Annotated in this window: 26 protein-coding genes; 6 read left to right on the top strand and 20 right to left on the bottom strand. The window is 66.9% G+C overall.

The window, feature by feature from the left end; all coding sequences use genetic code 11:
• Positions 1-94 precede the first annotated feature (94 nt).
• The 5 genes from HWX07_RS05745 to HWX07_RS05725 form a co-directional block, all read right to left on the bottom strand.
• Positions 95-829 carry an LrgB family protein gene (locus tag HWX07_RS05745; RefSeq protein ID WP_175875562.1) on the bottom strand — a complete coding sequence of 245 codons (735 nt, stop codon included), beginning with the start codon at positions 827-829 and terminating at the stop codon, positions 95-97.
• Complete coding sequence (locus HWX07_RS05740; RefSeq protein ID WP_011549311.1) at positions 826-1,197, bottom strand: CidA/LrgA family protein; 372 nt, start codon at positions 1,195-1,197, stop codon at positions 826-828. Before HWX07_RS05740 ends, HWX07_RS05745 begins: the two co-directional genes overlap by 4 nt.
• Before the next feature lie 260 nt (positions 1,198-1,457).
• Positions 1,458-2,492 carry an alpha/beta hydrolase gene (locus HWX07_RS05735; protein WP_175875561.1) on the bottom strand — a complete coding sequence of 345 codons (1,035 nt, stop codon included), beginning with the start codon at positions 2,490-2,492 and terminating at the stop codon, positions 1,458-1,460.
• A 57-nt stretch (positions 2,493-2,549) separates the two neighbouring features.
• Complete coding sequence (locus HWX07_RS05730; protein WP_006481042.1) at positions 2,550-2,975, bottom strand: organic hydroperoxide resistance protein; 426 nt, start codon at positions 2,973-2,975, stop codon at positions 2,550-2,552.
• A 224-nt stretch (positions 2,976-3,199) separates the two neighbouring features.
• Positions 3,200-3,766, bottom strand: a complete 567-nt coding sequence (locus HWX07_RS05725) for a TetR/AcrR family transcriptional regulator (protein WP_027808131.1) — start codon at positions 3,764-3,766, stop codon at positions 3,200-3,202.
• Between the two features lie 298 nt (positions 3,767-4,064).
• Between HWX07_RS05725 and HWX07_RS05720 the strand changes: the two genes are divergently transcribed.
• Positions 4,065-5,918, top strand: a complete 1,854-nt coding sequence (locus HWX07_RS05720; protein WP_175875560.1) for an ABC transporter ATP-binding protein — start codon at positions 4,065-4,067, stop codon at positions 5,916-5,918.
• Positions 5,919-6,006: 88 nt separating this feature from the next.
• Here HWX07_RS05720 and HWX07_RS05715 read toward each other — a convergent pair whose 3' ends face one another.
• The 10 genes from HWX07_RS05715 to HWX07_RS05670 all read right to left on the bottom strand — a co-directional run bounded on the left by HWX07_RS05715 (position 6,007) and on the right by HWX07_RS05670 (position 14,678).
• A complete protein-coding gene (locus HWX07_RS05715; protein ID WP_175875559.1) occupies positions 6,007-7,371 on the bottom strand; it encodes an FAD-dependent oxidoreductase in 1,365 nt (454 codons plus the stop codon).
• A 59-nt stretch (positions 7,372-7,430) separates the two neighbouring features.
• The gene (locus HWX07_RS05710) at positions 7,431-8,252 is read right to left on the bottom strand and encodes an alpha/beta hydrolase (protein WP_175875558.1); all 822 of its coding nucleotides are present in this window, start codon (positions 8,250-8,252) and stop codon (positions 7,431-7,433) included.
• 32 nt (positions 8,253-8,284) lie between these two features.
• Positions 8,285-9,292, bottom strand: a complete 1,008-nt coding sequence (locus HWX07_RS05705) for a zinc-binding alcohol dehydrogenase family protein (RefSeq protein ID WP_175875557.1) — start codon at positions 9,290-9,292, stop codon at positions 8,285-8,287.
• 31 nt (positions 9,293-9,323) lie between these two features.
• Positions 9,324-10,178 (bottom strand): alpha/beta hydrolase, encoded by an 855-nt coding sequence (locus HWX07_RS05700; protein WP_175875556.1) that lies wholly within the window; start codon positions 10,176-10,178, stop codon positions 9,324-9,326.
• 45 nt (positions 10,179-10,223) lie between these two features.
• Positions 10,224-10,943, bottom strand: coding sequence for a hypothetical protein (locus HWX07_RS05695; protein WP_175875555.1), 720 nt, complete (start codon positions 10,941-10,943; stop codon positions 10,224-10,226).
• Positions 10,940-11,986, bottom strand: a complete 1,047-nt coding sequence (locus tag HWX07_RS05690) for an alcohol dehydrogenase (RefSeq protein ID WP_175875554.1) — start codon at positions 11,984-11,986, stop codon at positions 10,940-10,942. The genes HWX07_RS05695 and HWX07_RS05690 overlap by 4 nt, the downstream gene beginning before the upstream one ends.
• A 10-nt stretch (positions 11,987-11,996) precedes the next feature.
• On the bottom strand, positions 11,997-12,716 hold the full coding sequence (locus HWX07_RS05685; protein ID WP_175875553.1) for a hypothetical protein: 720 nt from the start codon (positions 12,714-12,716) through the stop codon (positions 11,997-11,999).
• A 70-nt stretch (positions 12,717-12,786) separates the two neighbouring features.
• Positions 12,787-13,641: an alpha/beta hydrolase gene (locus HWX07_RS05680; RefSeq protein WP_175875552.1), complete on the bottom strand. Its 855-nt coding sequence runs from the start codon at positions 13,639-13,641 to the stop codon at positions 12,787-12,789.
• Positions 13,642-13,745: 104 nt separating this feature from the next.
• On the bottom strand, positions 13,746-14,114 hold the full coding sequence (locus tag HWX07_RS05675; RefSeq protein ID WP_175875551.1) for a response regulator: 369 nt from the start codon (positions 14,112-14,114) through the stop codon (positions 13,746-13,748).
• Between the two features lie 138 nt (positions 14,115-14,252).
• Complete coding sequence (locus HWX07_RS05670; protein ID WP_124462900.1) at positions 14,253-14,678, bottom strand: DUF3331 domain-containing protein; 426 nt, start codon at positions 14,676-14,678, stop codon at positions 14,253-14,255.
• A 365-nt stretch (positions 14,679-15,043) separates the two neighbouring features.
• On the opposite strand from HWX07_RS05670, the gene HWX07_RS05665 reads away from it, so the two are divergent.
• Entirely contained in the window at positions 15,044-16,285 is a 1,242-nt protein-coding gene (locus HWX07_RS05665) for a sensor histidine kinase (protein WP_244129933.1), read from the top strand.
• Between the two features lie 18 nt (positions 16,286-16,303).
• On the opposite strand, the gene HWX07_RS05660 is transcribed toward HWX07_RS05665, so the two are convergent.
• Positions 16,304-16,939 (bottom strand): response regulator, encoded by a 636-nt coding sequence (locus HWX07_RS05660; protein ID WP_048988612.1) that lies wholly within the window; start codon positions 16,937-16,939, stop codon positions 16,304-16,306.
• 449 nt (positions 16,940-17,388) lie between these two features.
• Positions 17,389-18,342 (bottom strand): GlxA family transcriptional regulator, encoded by a 954-nt coding sequence (locus HWX07_RS05655; protein ID WP_175876136.1) that lies wholly within the window; start codon positions 18,340-18,342, stop codon positions 17,389-17,391.
• Between the two features lie 465 nt (positions 18,343-18,807).
• Between HWX07_RS05655 and HWX07_RS05650 the strand changes: the two genes are divergently transcribed.
• The 3 genes from HWX07_RS05650 (at position 18,808) to HWX07_RS05640 (ending at position 22,039) form a co-directional block, all read left to right on the top strand.
• Positions 18,808-19,980: a porin gene (locus tag HWX07_RS05650; RefSeq protein WP_027808129.1), complete on the top strand. Its 1,173-nt coding sequence runs from the start codon at positions 18,808-18,810 to the stop codon at positions 19,978-19,980.
• 103 nt (positions 19,981-20,083) lie between these two features.
• The gene (locus HWX07_RS05645) at positions 20,084-20,728 is read left to right on the top strand and encodes a glutathione S-transferase (protein ID WP_175875549.1); all 645 of its coding nucleotides are present in this window, start codon (positions 20,084-20,086) and stop codon (positions 20,726-20,728) included.
• Positions 20,729-20,938: 210 nt separating this feature from the next.
• Positions 20,939-22,039: an acyltransferase gene (locus HWX07_RS05640; protein ID WP_244129932.1), complete on the top strand. Its 1,101-nt coding sequence runs from the start codon at positions 20,939-20,941 to the stop codon at positions 22,037-22,039.
• Between the two features lie 35 nt (positions 22,040-22,074).
• On the opposite strand, the gene HWX07_RS05635 is transcribed toward HWX07_RS05640, so the two are convergent.
• The 3 genes from HWX07_RS05635 to HWX07_RS05625 form a co-directional block, all read right to left on the bottom strand.
• The gene (locus HWX07_RS05635) at positions 22,075-22,542 is read right to left on the bottom strand and encodes a sodium:proline symporter (protein ID WP_175875547.1); all 468 of its coding nucleotides are present in this window, start codon (positions 22,540-22,542) and stop codon (positions 22,075-22,077) included.
• Between the two features lie 57 nt (positions 22,543-22,599).
• Complete coding sequence (locus HWX07_RS05630; RefSeq protein WP_175875546.1) at positions 22,600-23,268, bottom strand: nitroreductase; 669 nt, start codon at positions 23,266-23,268, stop codon at positions 22,600-22,602.
• 222 nt (positions 23,269-23,490) lie between these two features.
• Positions 23,491-24,468 carry a LysR substrate-binding domain-containing protein gene (locus HWX07_RS05625; RefSeq protein ID WP_175875545.1) on the bottom strand — a complete coding sequence of 326 codons (978 nt, stop codon included), beginning with the start codon at positions 24,466-24,468 and terminating at the stop codon, positions 23,491-23,493.
• Positions 24,469-24,525: 57 nt separating this feature from the next.
• Between HWX07_RS05625 and HWX07_RS05620 the strand changes: the two genes are divergently transcribed.
• Positions 24,526-25,425 carry an EamA family transporter gene (locus HWX07_RS05620; RefSeq protein WP_175875544.1) on the top strand — a complete coding sequence of 300 codons (900 nt, stop codon included), beginning with the start codon at positions 24,526-24,528 and terminating at the stop codon, positions 25,423-25,425.
• Positions 25,426-25,694: the final 269 nt, after the last annotated feature.

The following is a 25,694-nucleotide window of genomic DNA, read 5'->3' as shown; positions in this document are numbered from 1 at the left end:
CGTCAACGATACATGTACGCCGGAGGATGCCGTCCTTTCGGCGTGCCATCCGCGCCATCAGGGAAACCGATACCCAGGCGGCGTGGGCCGGCGCTCAGATCCAACGCGACAGCACCGGCAGCAGGATCGGCACGACGAACGCCGTCAGCACGCCGTTCAGCCCCATCCCGAGCCCGGCGAACGCGCCGGCTTCCTCGCTGACCTGGAACGCGCGCGCGGTGCCGATCCCGTGCGACGCGACGCCAAGCGCGAAGCCGCGCACGGCCGGCTCGTCGACCCGCAGCAGATTGAGGATGCCGCGCGCGCACACCGCGCCGAAGACGCCGGTCGAAATCACGAGCACGGCCGTGAGCGACGGAATGCCGCCGATCTCGGAGGCGACGGCCATCGCGATAGGCGTCGTCGCCGATTTCGGCGCGAGCGACGCGATCGTCTGATGGGACGCGCCGAACAGCGCGGCGATGCCGACCGCCGACACGATCGCGGTCAGCGAACCCGCGAGCAGGCCGACGAGCAGCGGCAACGCGGTGCGCCGCAGCTTCGACCACTGGCGGTACAGCGGCAACGCGAGCGCGACCGTCGCCGGGCCGAGCAGGAAGTGGACGAACTGCGCGCCTTCGAAATACGTCGGATACGGCGTATGCGTGATCGTCAGCAGCACGACGATCACCGCGACCGCGATCAGCACCGGATTCGCCAGCGGATTGAAACGCGCCCGCGCATAAACGGCCTGCGCGAACAGATAGGCGACCAGCGTGATGGTCAGGCCGAGCAGCGGGCTCGCGGCGAGATAGACCCAGATCGCGCCGAGCTTGGGGAACGCCGTCATTGCGCGCCCTCCGCGGTGCCGCCCGCGCGGCGCTGGCGCCGCAGCAGCGCGCGCGTGACGAGCGCCGTCACCGCGATCGCGAGCGTGGTGCTGACGGCCAGCGCGACGACGACCGCGACTGCGTCGCCGCGCACGCGGTCGGCCGACACCATGATGCCGACGCCGGCCGGCACGAACAGCAGCGACAGGTGACGCAGCAGCTCGAGCGCGGTCGGCTCGATCGCATCGGCGACCTGCGGGCGCAGCATCACGAAGCCGAACAGCAGCAGCATGCCGATCACCGGGCCCGGCACCGGCAGGCCGAACAGATAGGACACGCCTTCCCCGAGACACTGGAAGATCAGCAAGACCGCGAACGCCTGCAACATGAACCGCTTCTCCCGAACGTGGCCGCGCGAACGGGCGGCTGCGCGGCCGATAAACCGGCGGCTGGCGACCCCGGCGTGGACGATACGCGCGATCGTACCAACAATGCCGGCGGCACGGGCGCGTTCGTGCGATCGCCATTCATTCGTTTCAACCGTTTTGCCCGACACACTGCCGGGCATGAACGAAACGCCCAAACGCAAAAACGGCGGGCAACCTGCCCGCCGTTCCGTCGTTCAGGTTCGAACGACCGCCGATCGCGTTACTTCAGCCGCGTCGCGATTTCGTTGGCCATCGCCTTCGTCGCGGCCTTCGTCGGCGCATCGTCGGCCAGCGCATTCAGCAGACCGAAATCGTGAATCGTGCCGTCGTAGCGCGTGGTCGTCGCGTCCACGCCGGCCGCGTCGAGCTTGCGGCCGTATGCTTCGCCTTCGTCACGCAGCACGTCGAACTGCGCGACCTGGATCAGCGCGGGCGGCAACCCCTTCAGTTGCGCGATGCTCGCGCGCAGCGGCGACGCGTAGATCTCGTTGCGTTGCGCCTCGTTCTTCGTATAGGCATCCCAGAACCACTTCATCAGGGGCCGCGTCAGGAAGTGCCCCTGCTGATACGCGTTGTACGAACCCGTGTTGAAGTTGTGGTCCGTGACCGGCCACATCAGCCCCTGGAAGCGGATCGCGGGGCCGCCCTTGTCCTTCGCCATCAGTGCGACGACGGCCGACATGTTGCCGCCGACGCTGTTGCCGACCACCGCGAGGCGGCTGCCGTCGACGCCGATCTCCGCGCCGTGCGCGGCCACCCATTTCGTCGCCGCATACGCCTGGTTGATCGCGACCGGGTAACGCGCTTCCGGCGATGGCGTGTAGTTCACGAACACCGCGACGGCGCCCGACTGCACGACGAGATCGCGCACGAGCCGCTCATGCGTCGGGAAATCGCCGAGCACCCAGCCGCCGCCGTGGATGAACACGAATACCGGCGGCGTGCCCGTCACGCCTTGCGGACGCACGATCGTGACCGGCACCGACAGGCCGTCCTGCTCGATCGTGCGGTTCGACACGTCGATGCCGGACAGATCGACCTTCACGCCGTTCTGCGCGTCGACCAGCACCTGGCGCGCCTTCGCGGAGCTCAGCGTTTCGAGGCCCGGGCCCTTCTGGCCGTTCAGCGCAGCGAGGAACGCGCTCGTCTTCACATCGGGACCGACGGCGTCGGCGCCCGCGGCAAACGCGGCAGGTGCGGTGGACAGCGCGGCTGCCACGGCGGCAGCGATCAACAGCGGCTTGACGATCTTCATGGTGCAACTCCCTGGTCAGGTCTTTGAATGGCGATGAGTGGTTCGCAGTGCGATTGGTCAGACGAGCGTGAGCGTGACGTCGATGTTGCCGCGCGTCGCATTCGAGTACGGGCAGACGACGTGCGCGCGGTCGATCAGCGTTTGCGCGATGTCTCGATCGAGGCCCGGCAGCGAGATCTTCAGCTCGACTTCGATGCCGAAGCCGTTCGGGATCGCGCCGATGCCGACGCTGCCTTCGATCGCGGCGTCCGCGGGGATCGCGATCTTGTCGCGCGCCGCGACGAACTTCATCGCGCCGATGAAGCACGCGCTATAGCCGGCGGCGAACAGTTGCTCGGGGTTCGCGCCCGCACCGCCCGCGCCGCCGAGTTCGCGCGGCGTGGTCAGCTTCAGGTCCAGACCGCTTTCGGGCACCGTCGCACGGCCGTCACGGCCGCCGGTGGCTTTTGCATGGGCGCGGTACAGCACTTTTTCGATCGACATGACAGACTCCTTTTTCCACCAATGAATGAAACAGCCTTCGAACCGGGGACCGCGTGCCGGCGGCTTCTCCGTCGGTCTCGCATCAACTTATCTACTCATAGGTAGATAATCATCCCCAAAAAATGCAGGCGGACACGCCACCTGCGCCTACCATCTATCTACCACATGATAGATAACGAGATTCAATAAAAGGCGGCGAACCGCCCGACCCCTTGCGCCGTCCGTCAGGACCGCGTTTTCCAGACGGCCTCGACATCCTCGAGACGCGCCCGCGTGTGAAACAACCGGCTGGCCAGCACGCTGCCCTGAAACGCCGCATACAACGTGCGCGCCGCCGTGTCGGGCTCGCCGCTGAACTGCAGCGTGCCCTCCTTCGCGCCTTGCTTCAGCAATTCCGCGAGCCAGCGCTCGTTGGCCGTGAAGAACGCCTGCACGGCCTGCCGCACGTTCTCCGGCAGCGTTTCGATGTCGGCCGCGAGCATCCCGCACAGGCAGATCAGGTTGCCGTCGCCGAGCGTGCGGCCGAACATCTTCGTATACAGGCTCAGCTTCACGTCGGCCGGCAACGCCGGATCGATCGTCCGCATGGCCGCGAGGACTTCGTCGCTGTACGCCGCCACCGCTTCCAGCACGAGATCGTCCTTCGACGGGAAGTAGTAGTGGATGCTCGACGTCTTCACGCCCACCAGGTCGGACAGGTCTCGATAGCTGAAGCCGTTGTAACCGCGCTGCATCATCAGCGTGATCGCGTGGTCGAGAATCTGTTCGCGGACGGTCGGTTTCGTTTCCATGAGTCGAACTTTATCTACTCATAGATAGATAGTCAAGAGATTTTTTTAAGACGCGGGATGACCTTGCCCGGGAGGGAGCCCGAGACGCAAGTACGGAAGAGTCGGTCGTACCGCCGGACCGGCTTACAACCGGCCTGCAGCACAGTCGAATCGATGCGACACTTCACGCCGGGCCCCGCGATCGCGGCACAACGCCCATCGGCTGGAGAAGTGGGCGAACACACGATGACCGCCTCGCATCCGGCCCCGGCATCACCGGCCCGCCCGCTGCGTCGGGCCGCACAAGGAGAACAAGTCGATGTATTCGTGGTTTGAACGGCGCCTGCCGACTTTCCCGCTCGAAGATCCCGTCACGCCGCCGAAGGGATTCTTCTCGTTCGTCTGGGCGTGCACGAAAGGCGCGCGCGGCTGGATCCTGCTGATCGCGCTGACGTCGGCCGCGCTGGCCGCGTACGAAGCCGCGCTGTTCGCGATGATGGGGCACGTGGTCGACTGGCTGTCGTCGTCGACACCGGCCGAATTCGGCGGCCGCCACTTCGGCACGCTCGCCGGTTTCGCGGCGATCCTCGCAGGCAGCGCGGTGCTGATCGCGCTGCATACGATGGTCAAGCACCAGGTGCTCGCAATCAACTTCCCGATGCGGTTGCGTTGGCTGTTTCACCGGCTGATGCTCGACCAGAGCCTGTCGTTCTACGCCAACGAATTCGCGGGCCGCGTGACGACCAAGATCATGCAGACCGCGCTCGCGGTGCGCGACGCACTGTTCATGTCGGTCGACGTCGTGATCGGCGTCACCGCCTACCTGATCGGCATCCTCGTGCTTGCCGCGAGCTTCGACTGGCGGCTGATGATTCCGCTCGCGCTATGGGCGCTGGGCTACGGCGCGGCATGCGCGTATTTCGTGCCGCGTCTGGGCGCCGTCGGCAGCCGGCAGGCCGACGCGCGCGCGCTGATGACGGGCCGCATCACCGACGCGTATTCGAACATCACGACCGTGAAGCTGTTCTCGCATACGCGGCGCGAAGCCGACCACGCGCGGCGCGCGATGGAAGCGTTCAAGGCGACCGGCGACGCGCAGATGCGGCTCGTCAGCGCGTTCGAGATCGTCAATCACCTGCTGTCGACGCTGCTGCTGATCGGCTCGGCCGGGCTCGCGCTGTACCTGTGGATGCACGGCGAGGCGAGCGCGGGCGTCGTCGCGGCCGTGATCGCGATGGCGCTGCGCCTGTCGAGCTACTCGCACTGGATCATGTGGGAAATGACCGAGCTGTTCGAGAACGTCGGCACGATCCAGGACGGCATCAACACGCTGACGAAGGTGCGCAGCGTGGTCGACGCGCCCGATGCGAAGCCGCTCACGGTGCGGCGCGGCGAAATCGTGTTCGACAACGTGCAGTTCGCGCACGAGGACAACGATCGCGCGGTATTCGACGGATTGAACCTGACGATCCGCCCGGGCGAGCGGATCGGCCTGATCGGCCGCTCGGGCGCCGGCAAGTCGACGCTCGTGAACCTGCTGCTGCGTTTCTACGACGTGGGCGGCGGCGCGATCCGGATCGACGGGCAGGACATCGCGCACGTGACGCAGGACAGCCTGCGCGGCGCGATCGGGATGGTCACGCAGGATACGTCGCTGCTGCACCGGACGATGCGCGAGAACCTGCTGTACGGCCGCCCCGACGCGACCGAGCGCGAGATGCAGGATGCGGCCGTGCGCGCGGAAGCGTCCGAGTTCATCGGCCGGCTGCGCGACCGCCACGGCCGCAGCGGCTACGACGTCGAAGTCGGCGAGCGCGGCGTGAAGCTGTCGGGCGGCCAGCGGCAGCGCGTCGCGATCGCGCGCGTGATGCTCAAGGATGCGCCGATCCTCGTGCTCGACGAAGCGACCAGCGCGCTCGACTCCGAGGTCGAGGTCGCGATCCAGCGCAGCCTCGACACCCTGATGAGCGGCAAGACGGTGATCGCGATCGCGCACCGGCTGTCGACGATCGCCGCGATGGACCGGCTGATCGTGCTCGACGAAGGGCGCATCGTCGAGGAAGGCACGCACCAGCAGTTGCTGCAGGCGGGCGGCATTTACGCGGCGCTGTGGGCGCACCAGAGCGGTGGCTTCCTCGGCGAAACGGCGGACGCGGAAAGCGTCGAGCAGTGAGCAGGGCAGCCATGGCAACATGGCGGCACTTCGATCATCGCCGGTCGGACGAACCGGGGGCACAATGCGTGCCCCCTCCGCCGCCCGGTCAATGCAACGTCGCGAACAGCAGGTTCAGTCCTTCCGAAACAATCGGATGCCCGATGATCGCATCGCGCACCGCCGTGTACGGCAGGCCGCCGAGCATCGCCATCTGGACCGCGGTCGTCACATCGCCGGCGCCCGTGCCGACCATCGTGAACCCGAGAATCGCGCCGGTGCCCGGATGCACGAGCGCCTTCATGAACCCGCGCGTGTTGCCGTCGGTGCGCGCCCGCGGCACGGAAGCCATCGGCAGCTTCGCGACCTCGACGTCGATCTGTCGGGCATTCGCGTCCGTTTCGTTCAAGCCGATTCGACCGAGTTCCGGGTCGATGAACAGTGCATAAGGAATGACGCGCTCCACGGTGTTCGCCGGACGGCCTTCGATACCGGCTTTCAGCACACGGTAGTCGTCGAACGACGCATGCGTGAACATCGGCGTGCCCGCGACTTCGCCGATCGCCCACGTGCGCTCCGCCGTCGTCGCGAGCCGGTGGTCGACCTTGATGAACCCGCGCTCGTTCGTCTCGACGCCGGCGAGCTCGAGCCCGATGCCGGCCGTCTGCGGCGTGCGCCCGGTTGCCACGAGCACGTGCGAACCTTCGATCGCACGGCCGCCGGCCAGCCGCACCGTGACGCGCTCGCCACTTCTGCCTTCGACGCCGACGAGCCGCGCGGCGAGTTCGAGGCGAATGCCGTCGTCGGTCAGCGCCTGCTGGATGACCGTGCTGACGTCCTCGTCTTCGCGCATCGCGACGCGCGGCGTATCGCTGACGAGCGTAACCGCGCTGCCGAGCCGCCGAAACGCCTGCGCCATCTCGAGCCCGATATAACCGCCGCCGATGACAACCAGATGCCCGGGAAGCGTCGTCAGCCGCAACGCCTCCACGTGCGTGAGCGGCTGCGCATCGCGCAGCCCCGGTACGTCCGGGATCGACGCGACCGTACCCGTGTTGATGTAGACATTCTCGCCCTCGTAGATCGTTTCGGCCCCGTCGGCGCCGCGCACCGCGACGGTGCGCGGCGCGACGAACCGCCCCGCCCCGATCACGAGTTCGAGACCCGACTGCTCGAATGCGCGGCGATTGACGTCGACCATCCCGTTCACGACCGACGCGACATACGCGGAAACGCCCGTCATGTCGGCCGTCACGTCTTCCCGTTGCGCCGCATCCCGCCACGCATGCGTCGCGCGCGCACGGTGTATCAATGCCTTGCTCGGGATGCACGCGACGTTGATGCACGAGCCGCCGATCATCCCGCGCTCGATCACCGCGACGCGCTTGCCTTGCCGGGCCATCTCCATCGCAAGCGATTTCCCGCCCTTGCCGCCGCCCAGAAACAGGTATTCGACCCGTTTGACGTCTGCCATGCTGCTCTCCAGGTTCCGTTCGTCCCGCTCGAAGTGTGTGAGTCGCGCAAGTTCCCGCGTCACGACTGCAAAAAGGCGAGCAGATCCGCATTGACGCGATCGGCATCGACGACGCACATGCCATGCGATGCACGCTCATACACCTTCAGCGTCGCGTGCTTCACGATCTGCGCGGACAGCCGGCCTGCATTGTCGATCGGCACGATCTGGTCGTCGTCGCCGTGCAGGATCAGCGTGGGCACGTCGATCTTCTTCAGATCCTCCGTGTAGTCGACTTCGGAGAATTCGCGGATGCACTGGTACTGGCCGTGGACGCCGCCCGTCATCCCCTGCGCCCAGAATGCGTCGACGGTGCCCGCCGACACGGTCGCGCCCGGCCGGTTGAAGCCGAAGAACGGCACCGCGAGATCGCGATAGAACTGGGACCGGTTCGCGGCCACGCCGCGTCGAATACCGTCGAACACGTCCAGCGGCAAGCCGCCCGGATACGCATCGGTCTTCAGCATGATCGGCGGCACGGCGCCGATCAGCACGGCCTTCGCGACTCGTTTCGTCCCGTGACGGCCGATGTAACGCGCGACCTCGCCGCCGCCCGTCGAATGGCCGACCAGCGTGGCCTCACGCACGTCGAGCGTGTCGAGGAGTGCCGCGAGATCGTCTGCATACGTGTTCATGTCGTTGCCGGCGAACGGTTGCCCCGAACGGCCGTGACCGCGCCTGTCGTGCGCGATCACGCGGTAGCCGTGCTGCACGAGGAACAGCATCTGTGCGTCCCATGCATCGGCGTTCAGCGGCCAGCCGTGCGAGAACACGACCGGGCGACCGACGCCCCAGTCCTTGTAGAAAATCCGGGTGCCGTCTTGCGTGGTGATGGTGGTCATGGTGATTCCGTTGGAATGGTGGCGGTGTGCGCTCAGAAGCCTTCGAGCACGATCTTGCCCTTCGCGCGGCCGCCTTCCAGCAGCGCATGCGCGCGTCGCAGGTTCGCCGCGTCGATCTTGCCGAGGTGCTCGGCGACGGTGCTCTTGAGCACGCCGTCGTCGATCAGCGTCGCCACGCGCGCGAGCAGCGCGTGCTGACGGTCCATGTCGGGCGTGCGGAACATCGAGCGCGTGAACATGAATTCCCAATGCAGCGAGATGGCCTTGCGTTTGAGCGGCATCGCATCGAGCGTGTCCGGATCGTCGATCAGCGCGAGCTGGCCCTGCGGCTTTAGTACGTCGACGATCTGCGCGTAGTACGCGTCGGTATGCGTGAGGCTGATCACGTGGTCCACGTGGTCGATGCTCAGTGACTTCAGTTGCGGTTGCAACGGCTGGCCGTGATCGATCACGTGGTGTGCGCCGAGCTCGGCGACCCACGCGTGCGTGGCCGGCCGCGACGCCGTGCCGATCACCGTCAGCTCGGTCAGCCGGCGCGCGAGTTGCACGAGAATGGACCCGACGCCGCCGCCCGCGCCGATCACCAGCACGCTCTGCCCAGCGCCGCCGCGCTCGGCGATCTTCAGCCGGTCGAACAGCAGTTCCCACGCGGTAATCGCAGTCAACGGCAGGGCCGCGGCGTCGGCAGCGCCCAGTGTCGTCGGGCGGCGGCTCGCAATCCGCTCGTCGACGAGACCATATTCCGCGTAGCTGCCGGGCCGCGTGATGTCGCCCGCATACCAGACCTTGTCGCCCGGCGCGAACAGCTCGACGTCGGCGCCGACCGCCTCGACCGTTCCCGCCGCGTCCCAGCCGAGAACGCGCGGGCCGCTCGGCTGCACGCCGAGCCGCAGCTTCGAATCAACCGGGTTGACGGCAATCGCGTCGATCCGCACGAGCAGATCGCGCGGGCCAGGTGTCGGCACGGGCAACTCCGTGTCGTACAGCGACGTCGGATCGTCGATCGGTACGCCGGCCTTTGCATATACGATGGCTTTCATGATGGGCTCCTTGAAGGGGTCGGCGACGCGTTCACGCGCCGCGCAGGAATTCCGCGACGTGCGCGACATACGCACTCGCATGCTGGAACAGCGCGCCGTGGCCTGAATCCGGATAGACGATCAGCGTCGCATTCGGCAACCCCTGCGCGAGCACGAAGCTGTTCGCGGTGGGGATCATGCGGTCGTCGTTGCCGTTGGTGACGAGGGCCGGCTGCTTGATCCGGCCCAGCTTGCCTGCCACGTCACCGCTCCAGTTCGCCCACGCGATCATCGCCTGCAACTGGGCGGACGCGACTTCGGGGCCGGCCGGCAAATCGGGCTCGGCGGTGCGCGCGGCGAGGCGGTCGACGAATGCGGCGGCGGCCGTCTGGCCCGCGGGCGTTGCCGGGAAAAACAGCCGCTTGAGCTTTTCGCTCATCGGCATCTCGCCGTCCGGGTAGATCGCGAGCAGTTCCGGCCGGTCCATCCCCGCGCCTTCGCCGCCTTCAGGCGCGGTGCCGGACAGGATCATCCGCTCGACCAGCTCCGGTCGCGCGATCGCAATGTCCTGCGCGAGAAAGCCGCCGAGCGAAAACCCGAGGATGTGCAGCCGGTCGATCGACAGCGCGTCGACGAAGTGCAGCACGTGCTGCGCCATGTGCGCGATCGACGTCGGAACCTGTCCGCCGGAGCGGCCGACGCCGGCGTTGTCGAACAGGATGATTTCGCGATCGCGGGCCAGCACGTCGACGATCGCCGGATCCCAGTTGTCCAGCGTGCCGGTGAAGTGCTGAAGGCACAGAAGCGGCCGCTTACCCTTTTCGTTGCCGAAGCGGCGATACGCGTAGCGCACGCCGGCTGCATCGACGTAGCGGGTCGGAGCGGCGGATGATGCAGATTGCGTCATGATGAGTTCCCTCGATGGGCGCGCGAGGCGCGCCGTGGTTCGCGCTCAGCTCAGCGCGATGTCGTGCAGGCCGATCGAGACGACGAGCGGTTCCGGCACGGCCTGCCCGTCGGCTGCACGCGGGTAGATGCGCCGCTTCGTCGGGAAGCGGATCCCCGACACGGTCACATAGTCGCTGACGTAATGCGCGCCCGGCGTGTTGCCTGCGATTTCGACGTCGTAGTCGAGCCGGCGCACGAGGCCGTCCGGCCCGACGTAGATGGTCTGCGCTTTGCTGAACACTTCGAGCGTGTCGGGGTAGTGAACGCGAATCCGGCGCCATGCTTCGCCCTGTTCGTTCCAGACGCCGTCTTCTTCGCAATGCACACCGTCCCATGCAAGCACGAACGGCGCGTTCAGGTACGTCCACATCGCGCATCCGGCGAAAAACGCCAGTTGAAGTTCGTCCCACGGCGTCTCGAGCGTATGCCCGTCGAACGACCCGCGCGGCTGCTCGCGCGCCGCGAGCACGTGTCCGGCCGAATCGAGCAGCGCAATGCGCTCGCCGGTGAATTCGCTGCGCGCGGCCAGCGCACCGAACGGCGCATGCGACGCCCATTGGCGATCCGTCGCGACGGTGACCGTGGTGTCGTCGAGCACACCGGCGTGACCTTTGAGGCCCCACAGCGCACCGCCTTGTACGAGGCGCGCGCGCACCTGCCGAAACTTGCGCCACTGCGCGAGCCCGCCGTGGGCGTCGAGGATGGACTGGGCGATTGCGTTCATGCGGAAGCTCCGTTGGGTGCGTAATTCATGGTCAGTACCGCGCGGAACCGGACGTCCGCGCGCATCATGCGGTCGTATGCCGCCTGCGCCTGCTCGAGCGGAAACGTTTCGATCATCGGCCGCACGTTCTGCAGCCGCGCGAACGCGAGCGTCTCTTCGTTGTCCGTCACCGTTCCCGTCAATGCGCCGACCACGGAGCGGCCGCCGAACACGAGATCGACCGCATTCACGGCGATCGGCTCGCCCGGCACGGCAACGACGATCAGCTTGCCGCGCGCGGACAGGCCGGCGACGGTGTCGGCCATGCCCGAGCCGGTCGGCGCCGTGCCGAGCACGACCTTCGCGCCGCCAAGCGCGCGCAGCGCGGCGGCGACGTCCTCGGTCCGCGCGTCGATGTAGCGATGCGCGCCGAGCTGCGCGGCAAGCGCGGCCTTGTCGGCTCCGCGGGCGATCGCGACGGTGTGAAAACCCATCTTGTTCGCGAACTGCACGGCGAGATGGCCGAGCCCGCCGAGGCCATGGATGGCGACCACGTCGCCGGCCCGCGCGCCGGCATTGCGCAGCGCGTTGAACGTGGTGAGCCCCGCGCACAACAGCGGCGCAGCCTCGGCCGCGTCGAGATCGTCCGGCACGCGCACGAGCCCGCGAGCTTCGGCCAGCATGATTTCCGCATAGCCGCCGTCCGTCGTCATCCCGGTGATGACCGGGTTCTCGCAGTTCACGACATCGCCGTGCCGGCACGACGGGCACGTGCGATCTTCGCCGGCGAGAAAGCCTACGCCGACACGTTCGCCGAGCCGCCAGCCGGACACCCCTTCGCCGAGCGCGTCGATTCGGCCGACGACTTCATGCCCCGGTACGCGCGGCGGCGCGCCGTCAGGCGCTTCGCGCTCCACGGTTGCGCTGTCGGAATGGCATACGCCGCAGGCTTCGACGCGAATGCGCACCTGCCCCTGCGCCGGCGCGGGAATCGGCCGCTCGACCAGTTCCAGTTGCCCAGGCGCCTTGACTACCGCCGCGCGGTAAGTCGCTTGATTCGTCATGATTGCCTCGTTACTCGAAACGGAAGTTCGACAGATCGACACCGACGATCAACGGGGCGGGCAGCGCCACGTTCGCGTCGGTGCGCGGATAAATCCGGAAGCGCGTCGGCATCCGGATGCCTTGCACGTCGACGTAGTCGCTGATGTACCGCGCAGCCGCGTTGCGCCCCTGGATGTCGACCTCGTAGTCGTGTCGGCGCAGCAGCCCGTCCGCGTCGAAGTAGAACGTCTGCACGGCACTATGCGTCGCGATCTCCGGCGCAAACTCGACATGCAGGCGCCGCCACGGCAGCCCGTCGACGATCCACGGCTTGATTTCGCGGCTGCGAACGCCGCCGTGGCGCAGCAGGAACGGCGACGTCAGATACGTCCACATCGTGTAGCCGGCGAAGTACGCCAGCTGTGCGTTGGACCACGGCGTCTCCATTTCGTAGCCGTCGAACGACGCGCGAGGGGCGTCGAGCGTATCGACCACGGTACCGTCGTCACGGCGGATCTCGACGCGCGCGGGCGTGTAGACGGAGTGATCCGTCGTTGGGGCGAACGGGGCATGCGAGACATGCTGCTCGTGCAGCTGCACCGTCACGCGCGAATCGGTGAGCACGCCGTCGCGCTGCTTCAGCGCCCAGATCGCGCCCGTGTGATGCAACTGCGCCGATACGCTGCGAAAGCGCTTGAAGCGTTCCACTCCCCCTGCGGCGCGAATCGCCAAATCAACCAGATCTTCCATTTGTCATCCTAAACGATATGAAACGTCTTCCTCGTTCTTCTGCCGTGCGGCGCGGCGGCGGCGCGCGCGATCAGCCGGCGTGCACGCCGACGAACGCCGCGATGTGCCTCGCGCAAGCCACCGGATACTCGAGTTGCGGCCCGTGCCCGGTACGCGGCAGCGTCACGAGATGCAGCGTCGGCAGCTGGCCGTTGAGCGCATACCAGTTCTCCACCGGGAACACGATGTCGTGACCGCCGCCGACATGAAGAACCGGAATCGACGTCGAGCGCAGCGCATCGAGCACGGCATCGACCGGGAAGGCCGGGTTCCGCGGGCCGTCTCCGACCTGCTCGCCGGCCCACGCGACCGGTACCGCCGGGCTCAGGTCGACCTTGCGCTGCGCGACCCGCGCGGCCGCAAGCTCAGCCGCCGCGCGGCTCGCCGCGGAGGCCGGCTCGAAGAACAGCGTGACGAAATCCTCGAAGTCGTTTTCGCGCTTCGCCATCGTGTAGAACAACGGCTCGCCGGCCCTGACCAACTGGCCCGGCGGCGTGGTCGCGATCAGCACTGCGTGCGTGACGAGCTGCGGCGCCTTTGCGAGCACGATCTGCGCGGCCATTCCGCCGACCGACCAGCCGCCGATCACCGCCTTGCCGAGCTCGAGCGCGACGATCAGGTCGATCGCGTCCTTGGCGAGCGACGCAGGATGATAGGTTCGCTCGCCGCTCGACTGCCCGAGTCCGCTGTAATCGAAGATCGTGACCTGGAAGCCCTGTTCGACGAGCGTGTCGAGGAACAGCGGATCCCACGTGTCCATGGTGCCGCGAAAGCGCACGCACAACACGAGCGGCGTACCGCTGCCGAATGTGCGATACGCGAGGCGCCGACCGTCGACGTCGACGAACTGCGTGCTGGCGCCGAGGCTCGGACTATCGTTTTCCATAAGTTTTCCTGTCGTCTATACAAAACCGCGTAATGGACATGCCCGGTCGCGATAACGCGGCACGAACGCAGCGTCGCTGCGCCCTTGGCCATCGTGCCGCCCATTCAGCATCCCGTGAGCGCGCGCATCACCCACTGCACGAGTTCGCGCGGATCGAAGGGCTTCTCCAGCACGCACAATGCGCCGAGCCGTCTCGCCTCAAGCACCCGGCGCGCGCTCGGGTGCGCGGTCACGAAGATGATCGGCACGTCGCAACACCCCTCCCGCAGCACGGCGAGCAGCTCGATGCCCGACATCCCGGCCATCTGTATATCGCACACGATGCAGTGCGACGTCCCGCTCGCGCCGTGTTCGAGAAACGCCTCGGCCGAGGCGTACAGCCTCGCGCGCACGCCCATCGAGCGCACGAGCGATTCCAGCGACTGTCTCATCGCCAATTCATCGTCGATGATGCAAACCGTCTTGTCGTGCACAGAGTGTCTCGCGTGACGCCACGCTCGCTGGCAGGGCCGGGAACGCAACCGGATTTCGGACAGCGTACCGACCGCCCCCGGTACCGACAATCATGCCGAGGTATGATGCGGCCGAAACCGACCGTACCCGCTCGCGCGTCACCGGCCGTCCGCGCCGGCGGACGGCGCCGGCGCGACTGCCGCGGCATGGATCATCCTGTCCCAGTTGCACGGAACGGTGCGGCCGCGCCCCCGCGGCCGATACACGCGATCGCCCGGCTTGATCGGCGCACCGGTCAGCACGCAGCGCGACGCCGTTCTCGCGGTCACGCAATGCCACAGCTGTTCGCCGAAATGCCCGTACCTCGGGTCGCTCCAGCGCACGCTGACAGCGGTATCCGACAGAATCTCGACGATCCTGATCCGCGAGGCCACCGGCGCGCCGGTCTCTCGCGCGCCGTCATTGCGCTTGCCGCGCACGCGCCGCCGGTGCGAGCCGGGCACGCCCGCCGTTCTCGACGGATCCAGCAGGCCCATCAGCGCGCGTTCGAATACATCGTCGTATGCACACGTTGGCTGCGTCATCTCTACCGTTCCCCTCGCATTGAATGCGCATGCGCGGCTCGCGCGATCAATCCGTCGCACCGACGCATCGCGAACATCGCCGCTTCGCCATCGGCCGCGCCGCGCGCTTCACTCACGTTGGAATCGAGTCTAGAGGAACGGTTTTTTTCGATCCATCAGACCGTGGTCGATGCCTTCCCATACCAAAGTCTGACCACCGCGCCGGCCTGCATCCGCCCGCGGTCGAGGTCAGCAGCACGCGGCGATCTGCTTTATAGTTGCAGCTACATCGAGGTCGGACGCGCACGTCGTTCGTCGTCCCGATGCGTCACTTCCGGTCATCCGGTTTCGCGCCGGGCGCGAACCTCAGCGAGCACCACGTCCCCATGTCCACGTCCGCAGCCCCGACGATCGCCCTGCCTGACGACCCTCATCCAGCGGAAAGCGAGCTCTTCCTGTCGGCGCCGATACCGATCCTGATCGAAGACTGGTCGCGCGTTTATCGCGCGGTGAAGGAACTGAAGATGGCCGGGATCTCGGATATCGACCGCTATTTCGACGAGCATCCGCAGGCCGTCGCCCGGCTGCGCGCGCTGCATGCGTTCGTGGCGGCCAACGACGCGGTGGTGCAACTCTTCGATGCCGAATCGAAAGAGCATTTCCTGCAGCACGCGGAGATCCTGTTGCCGGCCGACCGGCTCAGCAACAGTGCGGTGCTGCGCGCGATCTACGAAAACCGGACCGCCTGCCAGGGCGAACGCACGCTCGTGACGTTCAAGGGGCGCCGCGTACCGATCGTATGGCGCTGCTCGCTGCCGAAGCACGAGGACGGCTACCGGCGCCTGCATTTCTATGCGTTCGACGTGACCGAGCAGAAGGAGAACAGCGACCGGCTCACGGTATTGCGCGCGGAAGCCGCACGCGCGGCCCGCGTGTCGCTGTTTGCGGAGATGTCGGCCTCGATCCTGCATGAGGTCAGCCAGCCGCTGTCGGCCGTCGGTTCGTCGGCCGAAGCGGCGCTGCGCTGGCTCGAACGCGACGAGCCCGACGTCGCCGAGGCCGCTGCCGCGATCACGCAGGCCGCCCGGTGGGCGCGCGATGCGACGGAAATCTGCCGCAAGATTCGCGGCTTCATCGGCAAGGCGCCGGCGAAGTGCGTCGACTTCGCGGCCGCCGACGCCGTGCACGCTGCGCTGTTCCTGATCGCGCCGGAAGCCGCTGCACGCAACGTTCGCGTCGACAGCGACATCGATGCCGACGCGCGCCTGTTCGCCGATCCCGTGCAGGTCCAGCAGGTGCTCGCGAACCTGATGATGAACGGCATCCAGGCGATCGAAAGCGGCCCGTCGCACGCGCGCACGCTGACGGTCTCGGCCAGGCTGAGCGACGCCGAAGTCGTGTTCGACGTATGCGACACGGGGCCGGGTATCGAACAGCAATCGATCGATCGGCTTTTCGATCCGTTTTTCACGAGCAAATCCGACGGCATGGGAATGGGTCTCACGGTCGCACGCTCGATCGTCGACGCCCATCACGGGCGCATCTGGGCACGCGGCGAACCGGGCGCCGGCTGCTGCTTCTCGTTCGCACTGCCGGCCCACCCGCGCACGACCGACCCGGCCGCATGACGCTCGCGACGCGCGGCGTCATGTCGCCAGTTGCACGCCGATCGCCTCGGACTTGCGCACGAGATCCGCAAGCGACGACGCATTCATCTTGCGCATCACCGCTGCGCGATGCTGCTTGATGGTGATCAGGCTCAATCCGAGATGCGACGCGATCTGCTTGTTCAGCGCGCCGCTGACGACGTACGCAAGCACTTCGCGCTCGCGGCGCGTGAGCAACTCGAACGACTGCCGCAACTCGTCGTGCGTGTCGTTGCGGACTCGCCGTGCCGCATCCAGCGACAGCGCCAGGTTCACGGCATCGATCAACTCGTGGTCGGTGAACGGCTTCACGAGAAAATCGACCGCGCCGCCCTTCAGCGCCTTGCGACACACTTCGACGTCCGCGAACCCCGTGATGACGACGATCGGGATCGACGGCCGGTCCGACGCCTGCTGAAACACCAGCCCGCTCTCCCCGCGCAGCCGCACATCGAGCAACAGGCAGCTCGTGACATTCTCCCGGTGCGTCGCGCGCAGCTCCGCGGTACTCGCGAAGGTCACGACGCGCAGGCCTAGCGATCGCAACAACGTATCGAGCGATGCGCGTATGGCCGGATCATCGTCGACGACATATACAACAGCCGACGAGTCGTCTTTCATCGCTGCATCTGACATATCCTGCGCCCCAACCGTCCGTTCAGTTTTCATCATCGCGAACCGCGTGTCGCCCGACACGGCGCCGACGACGCGCGCCGTCCCGGCCACCCGCGCAGCGCTTCGCCGATCCGCGCCACTTCGGCGGTTGCGTCATTCGCGTCGCGCGGCGTGCCTGCACATGCCGGACACGCTTCGCACGTGCGGCAACGCAATCGGCGACCGGGCGCGTCCTTGCGGCACACACGGAGGTTCCAGCCTGGCGACATGACGCGGGCAGCAAGGGACGGTTCGCAAAACCGCGGGCGGACGAGCGTGCGGTCCGCTGTCGACGAGTCTTCGGTTCGGCTTACCCGAGCAGGCACCGCCCGAAGAACATTCTATTGACGATGGGCGCGCGTGGAGGGACGCAGTTCCCTCCTTTCGTGCCATGATGTTGCAGCGCGGGACCCGGTATCGGCCGGCCGCGCTCAGTCGGTGTCCGCGTGTTCGGGCTTGCGCTGCCGCCGCAAGACCTGTGGCGGATGGCCAAACGCACGCACGAACGACCGCCTCATCCGCTCGGTATCCGCATAACCGGTTTCCCGTGCGATCGTGTCGATGGTCCACGACGAACTCGTCACGAAATCCCGGGCCGTTTCGAGCCGGATGCGCTCGACTGCCTTTGCAGGCGTCAGGCCGGTTTCATCCTTGAAGCGGCGCGTAAACTGCCGCTTGCTCATCCTCGCCACGTCGGCGAGCTTGTCGACGGTCAGCTCGGTGCCGAGATTCGCCCGGATGTGCGTGATGACGTCGTGGATCCGATTGCTGCGTGCGGGGTGGTCGATCAGCACGGACGACTGCGGCTGCGACCCCGAGCGCCTCCAGCGCTCGAGCACCAGGTCTTTCGCGACCTGCAATGCGGCGTCCGGGCCGAGATCCTCTTCGAGCATCGCGAGCGCCATGTCCATGGCCGTGCTCATTCCTGCCGAACTCCACAGCGTGCCGTCGCGCACGAAGATGCAATCCTTCTCCACCGATACCGCGGGATAGCGATCCCTGAACCGATCGAGAAACGCCCAATGCGTCGTTGCGCGGCGCCCGTTCAGCAGGCCCGCCTCGGCCAGCAGAAACGCACCGAGGCAGATCGACGCCATGCGTTCGACCTTGCCGGACAGATCAACCAGCAGTTCGCGCATGCGGTCCGTGAGCGGCGGCGTCGACAGTGAAGCGCCGACGAATACCGTGTGCAATTCCGACAGCCGCGCCGGTTGCGTTGATGCGTACATGCCGAACGACGCCTCCACGGGGCCGCCATCCTCCGAGATCACGCTCACTTCATAGAGCGAGCGGCCCGCGCGGAGATTGGCGATGTCGAACACGGACAACGCGAGCAGGCTCATTACCTGGAACTGAGGAACGAGGACAAGCCCAATGCGACGCATATTGACCTCATGCGAATCGACCCCGCCGGCGCATGGCGGCGGGTTCACAACAAACGGAAAAGCGGGCATGCGGCTGTGATCGCGGCATGCCAACCGGCACTCCGGCGATGCTACAAGATTTTCGAGACAGGAAAGAATGGCCATGCTGCGCACATGGCCGCGCGTTCGGGCCGGCCCGTCGCACGACGACTGCCGGCAGGCGCGTGCCGGCGGCCTTCATCTCGCCCGAGCCCGATATACCCCACCGCGCGATCGAGTTGCGCGCGATCGACGATCGCATCGATCGTCTCCGACGGATCGGGCGGATGCCCGGGTGCGAAACGCCACGAGGCGCCGGCTCGTTGCGCGCACACCCATCTCCGCCCCGCCTCATAACGATCCGACAATTTATTGGTTCCCTCGACGATGCGCGGTCCGTATCGTTCACCGATTCGTCAGGCCAATCGACCAACGGGGAATCCAACGATGAAACAGATCCGTTCATTCGCGCTGCTCGCCCTGCCGGCCGCGCTCGTCGCCGCCGGCGCGCATGCACAAAGCAGCGTCACGCTGTACGGCATCGCCGACGCGGGCATCGCATACGTCCACAACGCGCAGAACGCGAACGGCAGCAACGCGTCGAGCCTCGTGAAGTTCAGCAGCGGCAACCTGTCGGGCAGCCGCTGGGGGCTGCGCGGCATCGAGGATCTCGGCAGCGGCCTGTCCGCGCTGTTCCAGCTCGAGAACGGCTTCAACATCGGCACCGGCGCGCTCGGCCAGGGCGGGCGCGAATTCGGCCGCAAGGCCGTCGTCGGCCTCGCGAGCAGCACCTACGGCACCGTGACGCTCGGCCGCCAGTACGACCCGATCGTCGATCTCGTGCAGGGCCTCACGCAGGACAACTACTTCGGCGGCGTGTTCGCGACGCCGGGGGATCTCGACAACTACGACAACAGCCTGCGCGTCAGCAACTCGGTGAAATACACGAGCCCGCTGATCTCCGGCTTCCAGTTCGAGGCGCTGTACGGCTTCGGCGGCGTCGCGGGCGCGACCGGCAGCGGCCGCACGTACAGCTTCGGCGCGAGCTATGCGAACGGCCCGCTGTCGCTCGGCGCCGGCTACTTCTACGCGAACGGCGGCACGACGGTCGCGAACGGCGTGCGCACGTGGTCGAGCAGCTCGGACACGCTGTTCAACACCGTGATCAACCAGGGCTTCTCGAGCGCGAAGTCGATCCAGATCGTGCGCGTGGCCGGCCAGTACGTGGCCGGGCCGGCGACCTTCGGCCTCGCGTATTCGAACACGCAGTACGGCGCGGACACGCTCTCGGCATTCAGCCAGAACGCGAAGTTCAACAACGGCTCGGCATTCTTCAACTGGCAGTTCTCGCCGGCATTGCGCGCGGGCGTCGGCTACAACTACACGTCGCTGACGGGCCCGGCTTCCGCTCACTACAACCAGGTCAACCTCGGCGCGGATTACGCGCTGTCGAAGCGCACCGACCTGTATGCGCTGTTCGGCTATCAGAAGGCGAGCGGCAACACGCTCAACGCGAGCGGAGCGACCGTGAAAGCGGCCGCGTCGGTCGGCTCGTACGGTGTGAATTCCGGCACCGATACGCAGGAACTCGCGATCGTCGGCATCCGCCACAAGTTCTGATCGTCACGTTGCACGACGATCGCCGGCAGGCGCGCACCGCGGTGCGCGCCTGCCGCGTTTACACTGTCCGTCTTCACGTTCGTCACGACACAGGGAGTCCGGCATGCTGACGGTATGGGGACGACGCAACGCATTCAATCTCCAGAAGGTGATGTGGCTCGTCGACGAACTCGCGCTCGCGCATCGCCACGTGCCGGCCGGCGGCCGGTTCGGCCTGCTCGATACACCCGAATTCCTCGCGATGAACCCGCACGGGCGCATCCCGGTGATCGACGACGACGGTACCGTCGTGTGGGAATCGCACAGCATCCTGCGTTACCTCGCCGCGCGCCACGGACGCCCCGGCTTCTGGCGCGACGATCCCGCCGAACAGTCGCGGGCGGACCGCTGGATGGACTGGGCGCAAACCACGCTGCAGCCGGCATTCCTCAACGGCGTGTTCCGCGACTACTACCGCACGCCGCCCGAGCAGCGCGACACCGTGCGCATCGAGCAGAGCATCGCGCAATGCGCGCAGTACTTCCGGCTGCTCGACACAGTGCTGGCCGGGCAGCCGTTTCTCGCGGGCGACGCGATCACGCTCGCCGACATCGCGGCCGGCACGCACCTTTACCGGTATTTCGAACTCGACATCGCGCGGCCCGACGTGCCGCATGTCGTGGCGTGGTACGAACGCCTGAAGGCGCGACCCGCGTATCGCACGAACGTGATGATTCCGTTCGACGATCTGCGCGGCAAGCTCGGCTGAGCGACTGTTGCGCCGGCATCGGAGCGGCTTGTCGGATGGTTGTAAGCACAACGGCGTATCGTGCCGACCTGTATACCCGCCGGATGCATATGCGTCGTCGCGACGACGATCGTCGCCGGGCGGGTCATGACTGACCAAACACGCAGGCAGGCGATGAGCGCTCATGAGGTTCCGGTCAACTTGGCGTTTCAGCAGGACGAGACGGATGCCGTGCATCGAAACGCCGGGCTGGACGCGTTACGAGCCTGCCTGACGTTGCTGGTGGTCTTTCACCACTGCGCGATCACGTACGGGGCACTCGGCGGATGGTACTACCACGAAGTGGCCGCAGGCCCGTCGGTGGCGTCCGCGCTGTTGACGCTCTTCTGCGCGATCAACCAGGCGTTCTTCATGGGCCTGTTCTTTTTCCTCGCGGGCTATTACACGCCGCCATCCATCGAGCGCAAGGGCGCCGTCCGCTTCCTCGCCGACCGGTTTCTCCGGCTCGGCCTGCCGTTGCTCGTCTACGGCTTCGTGATCGGCCCCGCGACGATTGCACTCGCTCGGTCGGGCGCGGGCCATCCGTTTATAGATACGCTGGAGCATCTGTGGCGAAAAGGCACGTTCGAGAACGGACCGATGTGGTTCGCCGAGGCATTGCTGATTTTCAGCGCGGCGGCGGCGCTGCCGCATATCGTCTTCCCGCGCACCGTGGCGCGCGATACGAACCGCGTCGCGCGCGCCCCTTCCGACACGACGCTGGCCGCCGCGGCACTGCTCACCGGTATCGCGGCACTGGCGTTGCGGTCGCGATGGCCGGTAGGTATCAACGTATGGGGGCTGCAACTCGGCTACTTCGCGAGCTACGTCGTGTTGTACGCAGCGGGTTGCCGGACGGCGCGCGCGCACTGGATCGAGCATCTGCCGGCACCGCAGGTCCGACTTTGGTCGCGCATCGCGCTCATGACGTTGCCGGTCCTGCCGGTCGCCTACCTGATCGCGAAGCACGTTCCCGCGTGGCGCGGCCGTCCGCAGGACGTCATCTACGCATTCTGGGAGCCGCTGGTCGCGTGGGGCGTGATCCTGTTTCTCGTCGATCGTTTCCAACAGCACTTCGACACATTGACGGGCGCGTGGCGGCCGCTGTCGCGACGCGCGTATGCCATCTACGTCATCCATCCGCCCGTGCTGGTCGCGGTCGCCCTCGCGTGGCGAAACGTACCGGCGTCCCCGTTCCTGAAATTCGCCGTGACCGGGAGCATCGCCTGCGTCGCGTGCTATCTGATTGCCGGCCTCCTGCTTCGCGTGCCGCGGTTCGCGTCAATTCTGTAGACGCATCGGCTCGCGCCGCTCGTTCGTCCAGGGTATTAGCGGCTGGCGTCGCGCCGGGCGACGTAATAGACAGCCGCTGCCGTGACCCCGAATACCAGATGCGCGATCAGCGTGATCGCATCGCGCACCGCGATGAACCACGGAAAGATCGTCGTGAATCCGTACAGGTTCACGCCGTACAGGAGAAGCCCGAACGCGCCGCCCGCCACCAGCGCGGCCACGCACGACAGATTGCGGACCAGCCGTGCCAGCACGGCCGCATAGACCAGCGAAAGCGCCGCATGGACGAGCGTCGCCACGCCCATGACCAGCGGATCGAAGCCGCCGGACACAGCGAGCACGCTTCGCCCCATCACGATCGCGGCCGTGAGGCGCGCGTCGCGCAACAGATTCCGGACGGCGTCATCGCCGGCGATTGCCCAGAGCAGCAGCTCGATGACGGTCGACCCGACCGCCGCGCCGAACGCTGCCCAGAAAATCGGGACCCCACTCGCTCGTTTCAATGATCGCCCTCATGGCGGGCCGGTCGATGCATCGAGCCAACCGCCGTGCAAACCGGTTTACGACGCCCCTTCGCAGTCCGACCAGTATGCAAACGGGTCGCGATGTTTCGGGTAGTGCTCGTCGAGCCATTTCAGCAGCGTCGCCCGGGCATTGTCCATGTCGGCCTTCAACGACGACGTCGTCAGCTCGTGCACTTCGACGGACTTTTCCCGATCGACCACGAAGCAGTTCCAGTCGGGACCGTCGAGATCCGGATCGTCGGATGCCTTCGACGACTTGCTCCAGCCGAAACGCTTGCGCGCATCGATGTAGTAGCGCGGATGCACCTTCAGATACGACATCTCGCCGCCCTGCAGGCTGCTCTCGGCGCGCAGCACGTCGCGTTCGTCGACGATCTGCGTGACTTCCGGCAACCGGCGCGAGCGCCATCCCGCAGGCAGCGTCGCCACTGCACGGATGCTGTCGTACGTGCCCCACTCGAGGCCCCATGCTTCGGCCATGCGTTTCATGAACGCGTCGGCGCTCGGATAACCGCGCAGCTGGATGCGGGTCGACAACGTGACTTCCGCGCCGCAGCGACCGCCGGATGCGCTCGACACCTCGTCGTCCGTTGCGAACGGATTGCCCGGACGCGGCGATTCGCGCTTCGCGTCCGCAGGCGCCAGGCCGGAAAAAAGTTGATCCAGCGCCGCACGCGCCTTCGACGATTTGTCTGGTCTATTCATCGGTTCCCTTTTGTACAAATTTGAACCCGTACTGCAATGGTTGGTGATTGCCCTGCCATCGGGCAAAGGCTCGATTCCGCTTCACCGCGGCGATCTCGCCGTTTTCCGCGGCTGCATTGTAACGATTTGGCGGCCGCGACCGAACGAACCGGGAGCGAGCGGCCGGCCGCAGTCGCGACGCGCGTGCTGAAGCGGTCGTCTGCGCTACCCGCCGGGTACGCGCTACCCCAGCGCCTTGACCATCCGCTCCATCAACGCGAGGACTTCCGGCCGATTCTCGCCCTTCGCATGCACGAAGTGATAGCTGAGCAGTGAATCGACCTCGTGACGGCTCACGCGCACGAGTGCGCTGCGCCGCAGATACGCATCCGCAAGCGGCGTGCGCGCAAGCGCCACGCCCAGCCCCGCTTCGGCCGCCGCCAGCACGAGGTTGTAATCCTCGAACCGGCGATCCTGCGCACGCGGCTTGAACGGAATGCCGAGCGCGTCGAACCACGTGCGCCAGCCGGTCACGTCGGAATCGTGCAGCAACGGCATGTCGAGCAGCGCGGCGTCGCCCGTTCCGCGGCCCATCCTGGCCAGTTGCGCGGCGAGCCGCGGATGCGCGACCGGATACAGCCGTTCCGGCATGAACGGGCGGGTTTCCAGCCGACGCCAGTTGCCGCGCCCGTAGCGGATCGACAGATCGGCTTCGCCGCCGGCGATATCCACGTTGCGCAGCTCGATGCCGAGCTCGATGCGCAGCACGGGCGCTTCGCTCTCGAGCGCGGGCTGCCGCTCCAGCAGCCACAGCTGCGCGAACGCGGGCACCACGCTCATCCGCACCAGCCGCGGCGTACGCGGCGAGCGCCACTGATCGGCCGCGCCGTCGATGATCGCGAACGCCTGCTCGATCCGGCCGACGAAGCGCTGCCCGTCCGGCGTCAGGCGCACGCCACGCGCATGCCGTTCGAACAGCGCCATCCCGAGCCAGTTTTCCACGGCGGCCACCCGTCGGCTGATCGCGCCGTGGGTGACGCCGGAGACGTCGGCGGCCGCGAGAAACGAACCCTCGCGCGCCACCGTGCAGACCGTCTCCAGGCTCGCGAGCGGCGGCCGCGGGCCCGGCATCGGCGCGGCGGCCGGCAGCCCGCCGGCCACCCGACGCGCCCGCGCCGGACCGCCGGTGCGCCGCGCGTCCGAGCTGTGAGCCATATTCATATCCGGATATTGATCTGTGCGCTAGCTTAGCATCTCGCCACGCCGCACCATTGCCGTATGAATACTCTTTCGTCATCGACGTCGCGCGGCGCGCGACAGCCGCTCGTCGCGGCAACCGCTGTGGCGTTCACGATCGTCTCGTGGGCGTCCGCCTTCCCGTTCATCCGGATCGGCCTGCACGGCCTCGCGCCGCTGCAGCTCGCGGCGGCGCGCTTCGCGACCGCGGCGGTGCTCGTGATCGCGTGGCTCGCATGGCGGCGGCCGCCGCTGCCGACGAAAGCCGATGCGTGGCGCTTTCTCGCGTGCGGCCTGCTCGGCATCGCACTCTACAACGCGCTGCTCAACACCGGCGAACAGACCGTGTCGGCCGGCGCGGCGAGCTTCATCGTGAACACGCTGCCGATCTTCACCGCGTTGCTGGCCGCCGTGTTTCTGCGCGAGCGCTTCAATCGCTGGGGCTGGCTCGGGTCGCTGGTCAGCCTGGCCGGTATCGCGGTGATCGCGCAAGGGCAGCCCGGCGGCCTCGTCCTCGGCTCGGGAAGCACGCTGATCCTCGGCGCGGCGCTGTGTTCGGCCAGCTATTTCGTGTTGCAGCGGCGGCTGATTCCCGTGTACGGCGCGCTGCCGTGCACCGCGTACACGCTGCTCGCCGGCGCGGTATTGCTCACGCCGTGGCTGCCCGGCGCGCTCGTGTCGCTCGGCGGCGGATCGCGCGACACGGTGCTGGCCGTCGTGGTGCTCGGCGTCTTTCCCGCCGCCCTCGGTTACGCGACGTGGACCTTCGCGCTCGGCTACTTCGGCGCGGCGCGCGCGGCCAGCTTTCTCTATCTGACGCCGGCGGTCGCGACGCTGCTGTCGGTGGCGCTGACGGGCGAGCGGCCCGGCATCACGACGGCGTGCGGCGGCCTGCTGGCGATTGCAGGGGTGATCGTCGTCGCGTTGCGCGGACGGTCGTAGGGTCGAGCTTGCAGTGGATTGCAGCGACGCGACGCTCCGAAAGCACATGCGGGCCGGTTCAAAGACGCCCCGCTCTCTGCTGATCCAGACGAATGGTTCGGCCGGTGGAATCGGCACCCATTCGCCGGTGCGACTGGACTTGACCGTTAGTTGCATCCCAGCAGCAATCGCGCTCGATCAAGCATGACCACGAAACCGGCGAGGCGAGGCGCGAGCGAGTGTCCAAACTGTGCAGACAAATCGACCGAACAGTTCCCGATTGACCGCGC

Source organism: Burkholderia sp. BCC0097 (genome assembly GCF_902832985.1).
GTDB lineage: Bacteria > Pseudomonadota > Gammaproteobacteria > Burkholderiales > Burkholderiaceae > Burkholderia > Burkholderia orbicola.
The sequence above is the reverse complement of the archived record's forward strand: the minus strand, read 5'-3'. Positions and strand labels throughout refer to the sequence as shown.

Coding starts and splice junctions, on each gene's coding strand:
- HWX07_RS05695 (WP_175875555.1), bottom strand. CDS start 10,943: ATGAACGCAATCGCCCAGTCCATCCTCGACGCCCACGGCGGGCTCGCG.
- HWX07_RS05685 (WP_175875553.1), bottom strand. CDS start 12,716: ATGGAAGATCTGGTTGATTTGGCGATTCGCGCCGCAGGGGGAGTGGAA.
- HWX07_RS05705 (WP_175875557.1), bottom strand. CDS start 9,292: ATGAAAGCCATCGTATATGCAAAGGCCGGCGTACCGATCGACGATCCG.
- HWX07_RS05630 (WP_175875546.1), bottom strand. CDS start 23,268: ATGAATAGACCAGACAAATCGTCGAAGGCGCGTGCGGCGCTGGATCAA.
- HWX07_RS05620 (WP_175875544.1), top strand. CDS start 24,526: ATGAATACTCTTTCGTCATCGACGTCGCGCGGCGCGCGACAGCCGCTC.
- HWX07_RS05745 (WP_175875562.1), bottom strand. CDS start 829: ATGACGGCGTTCCCCAAGCTCGGCGCGATCTGGGTCTATCTCGCCGCG.
- HWX07_RS05690 (WP_175875554.1), bottom strand. CDS start 11,986: ATGACGAATCAAGCGACTTACCGCGCGGCGGTAGTCAAGGCGCCTGGG.
- HWX07_RS05680 (WP_175875552.1), bottom strand. CDS start 13,641: ATGGAAAACGATAGTCCGAGCCTCGGCGCCAGCACGCAGTTCGTCGAC.
- HWX07_RS05625 (WP_175875545.1), bottom strand. CDS start 24,468: ATGAATATGGCTCACAGCTCGGACGCGCGGCGCACCGGCGGTCCGGCG.
- HWX07_RS05735 (WP_175875561.1), bottom strand. CDS start 2,492: ATGAAGATCGTCAAGCCGCTGTTGATCGCTGCCGCCGTGGCAGCCGCG.
- HWX07_RS05650 (WP_027808129.1), top strand. CDS start 18,808: ATGAAACAGATCCGTTCATTCGCGCTGCTCGCCCTGCCGGCCGCGCTC.
- HWX07_RS05725 (WP_027808131.1), bottom strand. CDS start 3,766: ATGGAAACGAAACCGACCGTCCGCGAACAGATTCTCGACCACGCGATC.
- HWX07_RS05720 (WP_175875560.1), top strand. CDS start 4,065: ATGTATTCGTGGTTTGAACGGCGCCTGCCGACTTTCCCGCTCGAAGAT.
- HWX07_RS05665 (WP_244129933.1), top strand. CDS start 15,044: ATGTCCACGTCCGCAGCCCCGACGATCGCCCTGCCTGACGACCCTCAT.
- HWX07_RS05670 (WP_124462900.1), bottom strand. CDS start 14,678: ATGACGCAGCCAACGTGTGCATACGACGATGTATTCGAACGCGCGCTG.
- HWX07_RS05715 (WP_175875559.1), bottom strand. CDS start 7,371: ATGGCAGACGTCAAACGGGTCGAATACCTGTTTCTGGGCGGCGGCAAG.
- HWX07_RS05740 (WP_011549311.1), bottom strand. CDS start 1,197: ATGTTGCAGGCGTTCGCGGTCTTGCTGATCTTCCAGTGTCTCGGGGAA.
- HWX07_RS05655 (WP_175876136.1), bottom strand. CDS start 18,342: ATGCGTCGCATTGGGCTTGTCCTCGTTCCTCAGTTCCAGGTAATGAGC.
- HWX07_RS05730 (WP_006481042.1), bottom strand. CDS start 2,975: ATGTCGATCGAAAAAGTGCTGTACCGCGCCCATGCAAAAGCCACCGGC.
- HWX07_RS05645 (WP_175875549.1), top strand. CDS start 20,084: ATGCTGACGGTATGGGGACGACGCAACGCATTCAATCTCCAGAAGGTG.
- HWX07_RS05660 (WP_048988612.1), bottom strand. CDS start 16,939: ATGTCAGATGCAGCGATGAAAGACGACTCGTCGGCTGTTGTATATGTC.
- HWX07_RS05710 (WP_175875558.1), bottom strand. CDS start 8,252: ATGACCACCATCACCACGCAAGACGGCACCCGGATTTTCTACAAGGAC.
- HWX07_RS05700 (WP_175875556.1), bottom strand. CDS start 10,178: ATGACGCAATCTGCATCATCCGCCGCTCCGACCCGCTACGTCGATGCA.